This window comes from Clostridium sp. ZBS15, from assembly GCF_023845705.1.
In the GTDB taxonomy this organism is placed as follows: Bacteria; Bacillota; Clostridia; order Clostridiales; family Clostridiaceae; genus Clostridium; species Clostridium aquiflavi.
Genome location: NZ_JAMQHY010000003.1, coordinates 109,590 through 124,040, shown reverse-complemented (window position 1 = coordinate 124,040; position 14,451 = coordinate 109,590). Strand labels below are relative to the sequence as shown.

Below are 14,451 nucleotides of genomic sequence, written 5' to 3'. Positions count from 1 at the left end.
GGAGAAAATTTATGAATAAGCTTGAACTTCAGAAAACTGCTGTTGAAGTCCGCAAGGGAATTGTATCTTCAGTACACAGTGCAAAAGCTGGACATCCAGGTGGATCTCTTTCAGCAGCAGATATTTTTACTTATTTATATTTTGAAGAAATGAATATTGATCCACAAAAACCAAAATATGAAAATAGAGATCGTTTTGTATTATCGAAAGGTCATACAGCACCAGCACTCTATGCGACTTTAGCACTGAGAGGATATTTTCCAGTAGAAGATCTTTTGACTTTGCGTCATATTGGTTCTTATTTACAAGGACATCCAGATATGAAACACATACCAGGAGTGGATATGTCTTCTGGTTCATTAGGACAAGGACTTTCAGCTACAGTTGGAATGGCATTAGCGGGCAAGATGAAAAAGAAAGATTACCGTGTTTATTGTTTGTGTGGAGATGGTGAAATTCAAGAAGGACAGATTTGGGAAGCAGCAATGTTTGCAGGATATCGAAAACTGGATAATTTATGTGTTATTGTAGATAATAATGGGCTTCAAATTGATGGTAAAGTAGAGGAGATTTGTTCTCCATACCCAATCGATCAAAAGTTTGAAGCATTTAATTTTCATGTAATTAATATTAACGGTAATGATTTTAATGAAATTAAAAAGGCATTTGATGAAGCAAAAGAAACTAAAGGAAAACCAACTGCAATTATTGCTCATACTGTAAAAGGCTGTGGAATATCTTTTATGGAAAATAATGTAGGATGGCATGGAAAAGCACCAAATGATGAAGAATATAAAATGGCAATGAAAGAACTAAAAAAGGTGGGTGAAGCATTGTGGCAGAAGTAAGGAAAATAGCAACAAGAGAAAGTTATGCAAATTCTCTTGTTGAACTTGGAAAAGAACATGATGACTTAGTTGTTTTAGATGCAGATTTGGCAGCAGCGACAAAGACTTGTGTTTTTAAGAAGGCTTTTCCACAAAGACATATTGACTGTGGAATTGCAGAGGCAAATATGGCAGGAATTGCAGCTGGAATGTCTACTTGTGGATATGTTCCTTTTATTAGTACATTTGCAATGTTTGCAGCTGGACGTTCTTATGAACAGGTGCGTAACTCTATTTGTTATCCACATCTAAATGTTAAAATTGGAGCAACACATGCAGGTATTTCTGTTGGAGAAGATGGAGCAACCCACCAGTGTAATGAAGATCTAGCATTGATGCGTGTGATTCCTAATATGACAGTTATCAGTCCTTCCGATGATATAGAAGCAAGAGCGGCAGTAAAAGCAGCATACGAACTTGATGGACCTGTTTATTTAAGATTTGGACGGCTTGCTACACCTATAATTAATGATCGTGTAGATTATCAATTTGAAATTGGGAAAGGTATTATTTTAAGAGATGGAAAAGATCTTACAATAATTGCTACAGGACTTTGTGTAGTCGAGGCATTAGAAGCAGCTAACAAATTGGAAGCAGATGGAATTGATGCAAGAGTTATTAATATTCATACAATTAAACCAATTGATGTAGATTTAATTGTAAAAGCAGCAGAAGAAACAGAAAAGATTGTTACTGTAGAGGAACATTCAGTAATTGGTGGACTTGGTGGGGCAGTTGCAGAAGTGTTAGTTGAAAAATGCCAGATAAAAATGCTTAGGATTGGTATAAATGATGTATTTGGTGAATCAGGTCCGGCAGACTTATTGATTAAAAAATATGGATTAGATGCACAAGGGATATATGAAAAAATAAAAAAGTTTGTAGATTAATAAAGAGAATTAGTTTTTAAATTTTTTTATAAAATCAAAACTAGTAAATTATCCGATAGGTATGGAATTTAACCTGTATAGATATAGAAATAAAGTTCAACTTCCTATAGGTAAAGATCTGACTTACGGACAGTTATTATTAATATTATTCAATAAATTCCACAATATTTCATATTTTGAATTATTGTGGAATTTAATTTTGAAATAGATTGATTTTTATTGAATTTAAGTATAAATAAGTAGATTTAGGATTCTATTTTTACTATAGTTAATTTTTCAATGCTTTTATCATATTATCCTTTTAATTGGTTATTAACTGTCCGTAGGTCAGCACTGAGGGTACGATTTTAAAAAGAACTTCAAAATAATTTCGTTTGAATTTTATTCATTTTCTAGATTTATGTCATTGACCAATAATACTGGTAGCCAAAACTAAGTGCCTAAATCCTTATTTTGGGTGAAAATAATATAATAATAAAACATTAAAATGATATAAAAATAAATATATACATAAATACAAAAAAGGATAGTAAAACTAATTTACTATCCTTTTTGTATATTGATAAAATTTTAAATAGACTAGATAATTATATTAAAAATTATATTATGTTATTTATGAAATATCACCAAGTTCTTTTTAAGAAGAATTTGATGATATTTTTTTATTGCAATATAATTAACATATATTAACAAATATATTGGGCATTAAAGGGTAAAGGAGAGGTAGATATGGAGAAGATTAGTAAATCAGTGGTTAAAAGAGACCATAGTTCAAAAATTTCAGGAAAAGCTATCTACGTAGGAGATTATGAAGAAGATGATATTTTAATAGGTAAAATGCTAAGGTCAACAAAGGCAAAAGCAAAAATTATTGATGTTAAGGTTCCTAAATTATTAGATGGATATTGTTATGTTGATAAAACAGATGTACCTGGGGATAACAAGGTTAACATAGTTAAAGATGATACACCTGTTTATGCAACAGATACAGTAGAATATATTGGAGAGCCTATAGGGATGGTTTGTGGGCCTAATGAAGAAATTGTAAATAAAATATTATCTGAAATTGAAGTTATATATGAAGAATTAGAACCTGTTATTAATATAAGAGACTTTGATACAGTATTTTTTGATTATAGATTTGGAAAAGGAGATGTTGAGAAAGCATTTTCAGAGGCAGATAAAATATATGAAGAAGAGTTCGAAACAGGTTATCAAGATCAAACTTATTTAGAAACTCAAGGACTCATGGCTGAAATTCTAGAAGATGAAAAGGTTTACGTACATGGATCTATGCAATGTCCATATTATGTTAAAGGTGCAGTTATGAGAGCTATGAATCTTGGCCCAGATAAAGTTAGAATAGCGCAAGATGCTACAGGTGGTGGATTTGGAGGAAAAGAAGCATTCCCATCTATATTATCATGTCAAGTTGCTGTAGCTGCAAAAAAAGCTGGAAAAAAAGTTCGCTGTATCTTTGATAGAAGAGAAGACTTGGAGTTTACATCAAAGCGACATCCTTCATTAAATACTTATAAAGTAGCTGTGAAAAATGGAAGGGTTACAGCTATGGATATAGATGTAAAATTCAACGGAGGAGCTTATACAACTTTATCAGCTGTTGTTCTTCAAAGGGGACTTATATGCGCAAATGGCATTTATGATATTCCAAATCTTAAAGTACATGGAAGAGCTGTAAAAACTAATACAACTCCTAGTGGAGCATATAGGGGATTTGGAGCACCACAAACTTTTTTCTCTGCTGAAGTGATGATGAATCATATTGCAAAGGATTTAGGAAAAGATTCTTTAGAATTTAAGGAAATGCATTTAGTAAAACAAGGAGATAGTACTTCAACTTCTGGTAAATATCATTTTCCAGTACCAATTCCAAATATGATTGAACGCATCGATAAAGCTTGTGACTTTAGAAGAAAACATAAAGAATATTCTAATGATCAAAATGGAAGATATAGAAAAGGAATAGGAATATCTATGTATTTTCATGGAGCTGGTTTTACAGGTTCAGGTGAAAGAGACATTATTAAGGCCGTTGCTAAATTGCATAAATACTCTGATGGAAGAGTTCAAATACTTGCTTCAAATACAGATATAGGACAAGGACTTCGTACAACTTTTCCTAAGATAGTGGCAAAGGAGCTAAATTTACCTTTAGAAAATGTATTTTATGAATATCCAGATACGGATGTAGTACCAGATTCAGGTCCTACAGTTGCTTCACGTAGTTTAATGACTGTTGGGGAACTTTTACGTCGTGCAGCTATAAAACTTCGTGATCAATGGATAGAAGGAGAAGATCAAATTATAGAAGAGCATTATAAAGAACCAGATTTTATGATTCCATTTTATATTGATAAATTCCAAGGTGATGCTTATCCAACTTATTCTTGGGCAGTTAATGCAATAGAAGTTGAAGTTGATACTTACACAGGTCTTGCAAAGATACTAGGAGCATATGGATGCTTTGATATAGGAACGCCTATGGATTACAACATTGCTGTTGGTCAAATGGAGGGTGGATTCTTACAAGGTATAGGATATGCTTCAACAGAATATATGGTGGCAGATGCTAAGGGGCGTATCAGAAACAACTCTTTCTCAGATTATATTATACCAACAGCAGTTGATGTACCTAATCTTAAAGTAGATATGTATGTAGATGAAAAATATCCTTATGGACCTTATGGAGCTAAGGGTGCAGGAGAGTTACCTTTAGTTGGAGCACCAGGGGCTTATGCTGAAGCTATTGAACAGGCACTTGGACATGGAGCAAAAGTTAATCATGCACCATTTACAGCAGAAGATACAATAAAAGTTTTAAGCGAGGAGAGAGAGTAAGATGAGTAATAATATAACATTCAAATTAAATGGTAACGAGGTAGTATATGATGGAAGTGCTACTGATAGATTATTAGATGTGCTTAGAGATTATTATCATTTAAAGGGAGTAAAATGTGGTTGCAAAGAAGGTGAATGTGGAGCATGTTCTATTCTTATGGATGGTGAATTAATTAATTCTTGTATGGTAGCAATGGGAAGATGTGAAGGAAGTGAAATTGTTACTATAGAAGGTTTTAGAGAAACAGAACGTTTTAAAGTAATAGATAAAGCTTATGCCGATGTGTCAGCAGTGCAATGTGGATATTGTATTCCAGGAATGGTCCTAGCCACAGAAGCTATATTATCTAAGACTCCAAATCCTACATTAGAACAAATTAGAGAAGGGATTTCCGGAAATTTATGTCGTTGCACAGGATATAATGCTATTGTAAAGGCAATTAAAATTTCAGCAGAGGAGGGAAAGGGATTATGGTAAATGGTTTTATGCCTAAATATTTAAAAGAAGCTTTAGATATTCGTTCAAATTATGATGTTGTTCCATACGGTGGGGGAACAGATTTAATGATTGAAGGACAAAAAGATATTAATTATTTGTTTTTAAATAAAGTTCCTGAAATGAAATGTATTGTTGAAGATGAAGAGTATATCAGAATAGGAGGATCATGTACTTTTACTGAAGTGTTAGAATCTGATATTGTTCCAGAAATTATGAAACAAGCTGTTTCAAAAATTGCTGCTCCTGCTATAAGAAACTCTGGAACTATGGCAGGTAATATAGGAAATGGTTCAGCAAAAGCAGATTCTGTATTGATTGAATATGTTACAGATGCAAAAATAGTATTAGCATCTGCTTCAAATACTAGAATAGTTAAAATTGATGATTTCTATAAAGGAAGAAAAGAGCTAGATTTAGGGAAAGATGAATTGATTGTAGAAATTTTATTGCCTAAATTTGGTCTGGAGAATTATTACTATAAAAAAATAGGGGCTAGAAATGCATTAGCTATATCTCGTGTTTCATTTGCTGGGATAATAAAAATTGATGATGACAGAATAAAAGATATTGCAATTGCTTTTGGAGCAGTGTCAGGTACAGTATTAAGATTTAAAGAATTAGAGAAAATGATGATAGGTAAAACATTAGTGGAGGCAAGTAAAATAAAAGAAGATTTCATTGATGCATATAAACAAAAAATTATACCTACAAAGGGTAGAGTTTCAGCAGAATATAGAAAAAGGGTATGTATTAATTTAATAAAGGATTTCTTAAATGAGAAAGGTATATAAGAGTTGAGTTAGAACAATAGAAAATTATAATATTAGCATTTATTAATTATAAGATAAGAATAATATTTAATATATTTTTAGGATATATTTTATAAGAGAGCGAGAAAGTATATATTTACTTTAATCGCTCTCTTTTATTATGATATACTTGGATTTTTAATTTAGTAATAAAAATATGTAAAGAAACTTAAAGTTAATTTTAAGAGAGTTTAGAATTAAATACATAAAAATTTAAGTGAAACTTTTTTTAGTAAAATATCAATGGTATTATATTAATATATTTAAATAAAAATTATTTAGCTAAATTATATAATAATTATTTTAAGAGATACGAAAATTTACAAAGGAAGCGAAATTATAAACGTATGAGATTAGATAAATTTTTGGCAGAATCAGCTGTTGGTAGAAGAAAAACTGTTAGAACTTATATTAAAGATGGAATGGTAAAGGTGAATGGTGAAATTATAACTGAACCTTCAACAGATATTAATGAAAAATCTGATGATGTAGAATACCTTGGAAAAAAAGTTATTCATACTGGTAAGGTATATTATATGTTTAATAAACCATCAGGATGTATTACTGCAACAAAAGATAATATTCATAGAACAGTATTTGATTATTTTAACAATCAAAATATGAGTGGAGTATTCCATGTTGGGAGATTGGATAAAGATACTGAAGGATTATTGTTGCTTACTAATGATGGTGAGTTTGAACATAAAGTAATGTATCCAGAAAAACATGTTGAAAAAACTTATTTCTTTTGGGCATTAGGTTCTTTAGATGATGAAGATAAAAAGCAATTACAGGAGGGTCTTTTTATTGGAAATAATGAAGCATTAACAAAGCCTGCAAAAATAGATGTACATAAATCAGGATCATATATAGAATTTAAAGAAGAAATTCCTATTAATAATTTAGAGAATAAAGATCATCAGCCTGTTGTTTCAGGATATCTTACTATTTCAGAGGGGCAAAAACATCAGGTTAAACGAATGTTAAAGGCAGTAGGGTGTTATGTAATATATTTGAAAAGAATATCTATTGGTGGATTAAAGTTAGATGAATCTTTAAAAACGGGTGATTATAGAGAATTAACAAAGAAAGAAATTGAAAATATATTGACAAATTAAAATAATAGGGATATATTATTTATTATAAAGCAGAGTAATCCTATAAGAATAATATGCTTTATAATAAATATTATATTGTTATATGTTAAGAAAAGAAATAGTATCATGAGGAAAACTTTCAGAGAATGGTCTTCTAGGCTGAAAAAGACTTTAGTTATAACTTATGAGAATGCATCTTTGAGCACTGTCCCGAAAAAATACGTTTTTAGTAGGAGGCAGCGTGTACGCACGTTATAGCGTTGAGGTATGTTTGTACCAAAATAAGATATTATATTTTTGTATATAATAATTAGAGTGGAACCGCGGAATAAAAATTCTGCCTCTAAATGAGGTAGGGTTTTTTTTGTTTATATAAAAATATAAAACTGTATAATACGTATTTAATATATAAGTTTATTAAGTAATTCTAGAATTAAAATGAAATTTTTTAAAGTAGTATTAATATTTATCTAAATCTCAGAGAATTTACACAAACAATATAGTATAAGAATTTAAAAATATTTAAGAATGAAGAGTTATAAAATAGGGGGAGATTAATTATGAAGTCATTAAATTACTTTGATTCTATAGCAGATAGCTGGAATGTAATAAGAAGTGAATATTTTGAGGAAAAATTAAAATATAAAGTTTTATCTAAAGCATCAATAGAAAATAAGATTGCAGCAGACTTAGGATGTGGTACTGGTTTTATATCTTTAGCTTTATCAGAAAAAGCAAATTTAATATTTTCTCTAGATCAATCTAATAACATGTTGAAGGAATTAAAAAAAGAAGTTTTTAAAAGAGATATAACAAATATATATCCAATTAAGTCTAATATGGAAAATATTGTATTGTTTGATGAGTCAGTAGATGTTGTATTTATAAATATGGCATTACATCATGTAGCTAATATAGAAAAAGCTATATCAGAAATTTATAGAGTATTAAAAAAAGGTGGAAGTATAGTAATTTCTGATGTTACAGAACATGATGGAGAATGGGCAAAAGAGGAAATGTACGATGAATGGTTAGGATTTTCAAATGATGAAATAACTAATTGGTTAAATAAATATAATTTTAAAAATGTAGAAATAGAGAATACGGATTTATATTGCAAAGGGTATTCAAGTAAAGGCGAATATACAGAAACAAAAATATTTATAGCAAGTGCTAAAAAATTATAAGAGGGGAGAAAAATATTATGAATTTTGAATCAGTTTTAATACACGGAGGAATTGACGGAGATAAGTTTACAGGAGCAGTAAATGTTCCTATATATCAAACATCTACGTATAAACAAGAAGGATTAGGAATTAATAAAGGATATGAATATTCAAGAACTGGTAATCCTACAAGAGAAGCTCTTGAGAAACTTATAGCTGATCTAGAAGAAGGTGTTGGTGGATTTGCATTTTCTTCAGGTATGGCAGCCATAACAGCAATATTTTCTCTTTTTAAGTCAGGAGATAATATAATAATTTCAGATAATTTATATGGTGGAAGTTTTAGAGTATTAGATAAAATTTTTAAGAATTTTAATATAGGATATAAGATAGTAAATACAACAGATTTAAAGCAAATTAAAGAAGCTATTGATGAGACTGTAAAAGCAATATATATAGAAACACCAACAAATCCATTAATGGATATAACAGATATTGAAGAAGTAGCTAAAATAGCTAAAGATAATAATCTATTTACAATAGTGGATAATACTTTTATGACACCATACTTGCAAAAGCCACTAACATTAGGAGCAGATATAGTTATTCATAGTGGTACTAAGTATCTAGGAGGACATAGTGATTTAATTGCTGGATTAATAGTAGTAAATAATGAGGAATTAAAAGAAAAAATTCATTTTATACAAAATTCTACAGGGGGTATACTATCACCATTTGATTCATTCTTACTTATAAGAGGTATAAAAACTCTTGCAGTTAGAATGGATAGACACAATTCAAATGCTAAATTTATAGCAGAATTCTTGAAAAATAGACCAGAAATTAATAAAGTTTATTATCCAGGATTTGAAGAACATCCGGGATATAATATTCAATCAAAACAAGCAAAAGGATATGGTGGAATGATATCTTTTGTATTAAATGATGGATATGATTATAAAAAATTCTTTGAAAAATTAGCATTTATAACTTTTGGAGAAAGTTTAGGAGGAGTGGAATCTTTAGCATGCCACCCAGCAAGTATGACTCATGGAGCAATACCATATGAAATAAGACAAAAGGTAGGTATTGTTGATAATTTGATAAGACTTTCAGTTGGGATAGAAAGTGCACAAGATATTATTGAGGATTTAGAAAAAGCATTAGAATAGGAAAAGCAAAAGAATATATTAAATTAATATTAAAAGAGGGGATTAGTAGTGAGATATATAGATGACATTAGAAGTCATATAGGAAATACACCTATTATGAAACTAAATAATATGGGAATAAAAGCTGGCGTAAATGTATTTGCTAAATTAGAATTTTTAAATCCTGGTGGAAGTGTTAAAGATAGAATAGGTATATACATGATAGAAGATGCTGAGAATAAGGGATTACTTAGAGCGGGCTATACAATAATAGAAGCTACAGCAGGTAACACAGGGCTTGGTATAGCATTAGCAGCCATAAATAAAGGGTATAGAGTAATATTTGTTGTACCAGAAAAATTTTCTGTAGAAAAGCAGACGTTAATGAAGGCCCTTGGGGCAGAAATAGTAAATACTCCTAGAGAAGACGGAATGTTAGGAGCTGTTGAAAAGGCTAATGAACTTTTAAAAACAATAAAGAATTCTATAACTTTAAAACAATTTGAGAATAAATCTAATCCATTAGCTCATTATGAAACTACAGGCCCTGAAATATATAGGGATTTAGATGGAAAAATAGATTACTTCCTTTGTGGTGCAGGTAGTGGGGGAACGTATACTGGTATATTAAATTATTTTAAAGAAAAGAATTCTAATGTAAAAGGAGTTTTAGTAGATCCAGAGGGGTCAACTATGGGAGGCGGAGAAGAAGCTTGTTATGACATAGAAGGGATAGGAAATAACTTTATTCCTAAAACTATGGACATGACTTATGTTGATGATGTTATAAAGGTTAATGATGAAGAAGCATTTCATATTGTAAAACAACTTGCTTTAAAAGAAGGATTAATTGTTGGGACATCTTCTGGAGCAGCAGTAGCAGCAGCTCTTAAACTAGCAAGTAAAATAGATAGTGGTAATATCGTAACGTTATTACCAGATAGAGGGGAAAGATATTTTAGCAAAAATATATATTAATATATTTGGATATTTTAAATAATATATTGCTTATTAGGTGGATTAAGGGAAAAATCTCTTAGTCCTCTTTTAGTTTTTAATATATAATAAATTAAACATTATTATATATTATTCGACAATATAAATAATTAATATAGATATACTTAAAACAAAAATTAAGTTGAATAAATGTGTTAGAGAATTAGTATTTATTATATTTAATTCAATAACGTTTATTTAAATAAACATTTATAAAAGGGGGCTAATTAAAGGTGAAAAGTTTAAAAGGGAAAATTATAAGCATTATTTTAATTTTAGTTATAGCTTCATCATTATCTACAGTTACTATTGGATTAATAAATGGATTTAATGTAACTAAAAAAACTGTTCAAGCACAATTTGAAGATAAATTAACTTCAGCGGAAAATATGCTTGAAATATATCTTAATGAACAGTTTGGAGCATTGAGTATTGATGGTGATGGTAAGATGGTGGATAGTTTTGGAAATCCTATTGAGGAGAGATCTGAGTACATAGATAAGTTATCTAAAGGTATGGATGTTGTTGCAACTGTTTTTGTTAAAAATGGTAGTGATTATACAAGAATACTTACTACAATTAATGAGGAGAAAGGTGAAAGAGTTATTGGCACCAAATTAGATAATAAAGGAAAGGCATATGAAGAAGTAGCAAATGGAAATGTATATTTTGGTGAAGCAAATATTCTTGGAAAACAATACATAACAAAGTATACACCTATGTATGATAAGGATAAAAAAATTATTGGAATTTACTTTGTTGGTAAATCTATTGAATCTGTTGAGTCAATAATTAATGAAGGTATGATGTCTACAATTAAATCTGTAGTTTTACTAGTTATTCTTGTTTTAGTAATAGCTTCAGCAATAAGTTATTTTGTAGGAATGTCAATTGTAAAGCCTATAACAGTAATTACAAAACTTATAAATAAACAAGCAAATTTGGATTTTACTGTTGATAAGAAATCAGAATTAATAAATTATATAACAAGAAAAGATGAAATAGGCAGTATGGCAAATTCTATTAAGATAATGGATGATAATGTGCGTAATTTTATTATAAAAACTTCTGATGTGGCACAGCAAGTAGCAGCTTCATCTGAAGAGTTAACAGCTACATCACATCAAACTGCTACTACTTCAGAAGAAGTTGCAAAGACAATTGAACAAATAGCAAGTGGAGCAAGCGCGCAGGCAAAAGATACTGAAGAAACTGCTGAAAGTATAGAGGAAATGGGAAGAATAATTGAAGAAGATTCAAATTATATTAAAGAATTAAATAAGGCTACAACTAATATAGATATTCAGAAAGAAGAAGGATTTCATATATTAAAAGAGCTAGTAAATAAGACAAATCAAAGTAATGAAGCGACAAAATCAGTATATGAAATTATAGTAGGAAATAATGAAAGTGCAGAAAAAATTGAAGAAGCTAGTATTATGATTCAAAATATAGCTGATCAAACTAATCTTTTAGCACTTAATGCAGCAATAGAAGCAGCAAGAGCAGGAGAAGCAGGTCGAGGATTTGCTGTTGTCGCAGATGAAATCAGGAAACTTGCAGAACAATCAAATAGTTTTACAAATGATATTAAAGTAGTAATTGATGAGTTAAAGTTAAAATCTCAAGATGCAGTTCAAACTATGGAGGATGTAAAAGGTATCGTAGATTCTCAAGCAAGAAGTGTAAAGGATACAGAAAATAAGTTTGATCTTATAGCAATGGCAATAGATTCAGTAAAAGATATTATTAAAAAATTAAATCACTCAGCTGAATTAATGATTAATAACAAAAATAAGATTATAGGAATTACACAAAATTTATCTGCTATTTCAGAAGAAAATGCAGCAGGAACAGAGGAAGTAGCTGCATCAATGGAAGAACAAGCAGCAACAATTCAGGAGATTGCAAATTCAGGTGAAAGTTTAGCTATTATTGCAGAAGAGTTAAGTGAGTTAATTGAAAAATTTAAGGTACAATAAAAAATAATATAAAACCACACTCCATATTAAATAATTTAAAATGAATTTTAAAGACAGTAGATAATTTTGCATTGTACAAAAATTAACTACTGTCCCAAAAGTTTTTAAATTTTTAATATTTTATTATATTATAATTTAAATTTATCAACTAAATTAATTAATTCACATGCTAAGTTAGCTTGTATTTCAGCAGTCTCTGCAACTACATCCATATTATTAACAGTTTCTGTTATATTTTCTAATATAGTTTCTGAACTGCTAGAAGCTTGTGTTGAATTGCTAGACATATTATCAATAGCACTTGCTATTTCACTTGTGGATGAATTTAGATTTCTAGATATAGTATACGTTTCATTAGCTGCATTACTTACCAAATTTAAATTATTATAATAATATTCAGATACTTTTAAGAATTCATCTAATTTTGGAGTAATGTCTTTGTTAAAGAATTCAAGTATATCATTACTATCAGCACATAAACTTTTAAATACTAGTTGAACTTTATTTACAATATCTTCAATAGATTTTACAGCTTCCATAGATTGTTCAGATAATGCTTTTACTTGAGATGCTACAATTGCAAAACCTTTACCAGCTTCTCCAGCATGAGCTGATTCAATTGCTGCATTTAAAGCTAATAAATTAGTTTGATTAGCAATACTTGATATAGTTTCAACCATAACATATATTTCTTCTGTAACCTTACCAGCTTTAATAGCATCTTTAATATTAATTTCTTTTTCATGATATAAATTATTTATATATTTTAAAACTTCATTTGTATGATTTTTTAATTCTAGAGCCTTATCTCTAAAATTAATAAGAGTTTCAGTTTCTTTTTTTGAACTAGTAGATAGAGTATTAGTATTTTTTGCTATGTTTGAAATAGTTAAATTGACATCAAGTGCTACAGTTGTGCTATCCGACATTTTATTTACTATTCCTTCAGTGGATTCATTTATCTCACTTAATTTACAAGAAACTTCTTCTGTAGATGCAGAAAGTTCTTCTGCAGAAGATGATAAATCACTAGATTTCTGAATAATACTATTTATTAAATTTCTTATATTTTCTTGAGCTTTATTTAAAGATATACCAGCTCTACCGAGTTCATTTTTTGATTTAACTTCTATATTATTTGAGAAATCATAATTTGATAAACGTTCAGCTAAGGCTACTATTTTATTTAGAGCTCTTGTAATTGGACGAATAATAAATAATGATAATATTACAGTTATAATTAACAATATGAATAATGCAAATAATAATATATTTCTATTCTGATTAAAATTATTTTTCAATTCTTCTGTTTTCATATTAATTGCTTGGTCTATATCGTCTATGTAGTTTCCTGTTGTTATAATCCACCCATATGGTTCAAATAATTTTGAATAAGATCTTTTGGGATGAGTACCTTCTTCATTTGGTTTTGTGAAGTAAAAATCGGTATAGCCACCATTTCTAGCAACTTTTATTATTTCTTGAACTATCATATGTCCATTTGCATCTTTAAGACTAGTTCTATTACTTCCTTCTTGTTCTGGAATCATTGGATGTGCAATTAATGTTGAATCTATTCCATCAATCCAAAAGTAACCATCACCGTTATACCTTAAAGACTTTATCATATCTTTTGACAAACTTTTTGCTTGTTCTTCAGTTATTTCACCATTTATTTGTTTTTCATAAATCCCATTTAATAAAGAAATTACGTTTTCAACTTGTAGTTTTATGTTTTGATCATAGTTTTCCATTAAATTAAGTTCATATTGATTAATTGATGCATTTACTACATTTTTCATCTGATTAGATGAGATAAGTAATATAACAGCAGAAACCAATAAAACTAAAACTATATTAATACATATAATTTGATCTCTTAATCTTTTCATAAATTGTTCCCCTTCCATATAATAAAAATATTTTAAAAAATGTAACGGTAAATATTTACAACAATTATTATAGCATATCAATTGAAAATACTATATAAATTAATACATTTTTGTAATATTTTATTATAATATACATGTAATTATTGAGAATTTGGTGATTTTTAGATTTATTAAATATAAATTAATATTAAAAATTAGTTTATATAATAAAAAATAATCATAT

At 29.0% G+C, this 14,451-nt stretch carries 11 protein-coding genes and 1 other annotated feature; of the genes, 10 read left to right on the top strand and 1 reads right to left on the bottom strand.

Annotated elements, in window-relative coordinates; translation table 11 throughout:
- Nucleotides 1–11 precede the first annotated feature (11 nt).
- The 10 genes from NG904_RS01885 (at nucleotide 12) to NG904_RS01840 (ending at nucleotide 12,336) form a co-directional block, all read left to right on the top strand.
- On the top strand, nucleotides 12–848 hold the full coding sequence (locus NG904_RS01885) for a transketolase (protein WP_252229433.1): 837 nt from the start codon (nucleotides 12–14) through the stop codon (nucleotides 846–848).
- Nucleotides 836–1,777, top strand: coding sequence for a transketolase family protein (locus NG904_RS01880; RefSeq protein WP_252229431.1), 942 nt, complete (start codon nucleotides 836–838; stop codon nucleotides 1,775–1,777). Before NG904_RS01885 ends, NG904_RS01880 begins: the two co-directional genes overlap by 13 nt.
- 729 nt (nucleotides 1,778–2,506) lie before the next feature.
- The gene (locus NG904_RS01875) at nucleotides 2,507–4,636 is read left to right on the top strand and encodes a xanthine dehydrogenase family protein molybdopterin-binding subunit (RefSeq protein ID WP_252229429.1); all 2,130 of its coding nucleotides are present in this window, start codon (nucleotides 2,507–2,509) and stop codon (nucleotides 4,634–4,636) included.
- Nucleotide 4,637: 1 nt separating this feature from the next.
- Nucleotides 4,638–5,114: a (2Fe-2S)-binding protein gene (locus tag NG904_RS01870; RefSeq protein ID WP_003372645.1), complete on the top strand. Its 477-nt coding sequence runs from the start codon at nucleotides 4,638–4,640 to the stop codon at nucleotides 5,112–5,114.
- Nucleotides 5,108–5,926: an FAD binding domain-containing protein gene (locus NG904_RS01865; RefSeq protein ID WP_252229427.1), complete on the top strand. Its 819-nt coding sequence runs from the start codon at nucleotides 5,108–5,110 to the stop codon at nucleotides 5,924–5,926. Before NG904_RS01870 ends, NG904_RS01865 begins: the two co-directional genes overlap by 7 nt.
- 365 nt (nucleotides 5,927–6,291) lie before the next feature.
- Nucleotides 6,292–7,062, top strand: a complete 771-nt coding sequence (locus NG904_RS01860) for a pseudouridine synthase (RefSeq protein WP_252229425.1) — start codon at nucleotides 6,292–6,294, stop codon at nucleotides 7,060–7,062.
- Nucleotides 7,063–7,140: 78 nt separating this feature from the next.
- Nucleotides 7,141–7,389: a binding site (T-box leader), on the top strand.
- A 212-nt stretch (nucleotides 7,390–7,601) separates the two neighbouring features.
- Complete coding sequence (locus tag NG904_RS01855; RefSeq protein WP_252229423.1) at nucleotides 7,602–8,228, top strand: class I SAM-dependent methyltransferase; 627 nt, start codon at nucleotides 7,602–7,604, stop codon at nucleotides 8,226–8,228.
- Between the two features lie 17 nt (nucleotides 8,229–8,245).
- The gene (locus tag NG904_RS01850; protein WP_252229421.1) at nucleotides 8,246–9,379 is read left to right on the top strand and encodes a trans-sulfuration enzyme family protein; all 1,134 of its coding nucleotides are present in this window, start codon (nucleotides 8,246–8,248) and stop codon (nucleotides 9,377–9,379) included.
- 48 nt (nucleotides 9,380–9,427) lie between these two features.
- Nucleotides 9,428–10,336 carry a PLP-dependent cysteine synthase family protein gene (locus NG904_RS01845; RefSeq protein WP_252229419.1) on the top strand — a complete coding sequence of 303 codons (909 nt, stop codon included), beginning with the start codon at nucleotides 9,428–9,430 and terminating at the stop codon, nucleotides 10,334–10,336.
- Between the two features lie 251 nt (nucleotides 10,337–10,587).
- Nucleotides 10,588–12,336, top strand: coding sequence for a methyl-accepting chemotaxis protein (locus NG904_RS01840; RefSeq protein WP_252229417.1), 1,749 nt, complete (start codon nucleotides 10,588–10,590; stop codon nucleotides 12,334–12,336).
- A 128-nt stretch (nucleotides 12,337–12,464) separates the two neighbouring features.
- Here NG904_RS01840 and NG904_RS01835 read toward each other — a convergent pair whose 3' ends face one another.
- Entirely contained in the window at nucleotides 12,465–14,228 is a 1,764-nt protein-coding gene (locus tag NG904_RS01835) for a methyl-accepting chemotaxis protein (RefSeq protein ID WP_252211661.1), read from the bottom strand.
- Nucleotides 14,229–14,451: the final 223 nt, after the last annotated feature.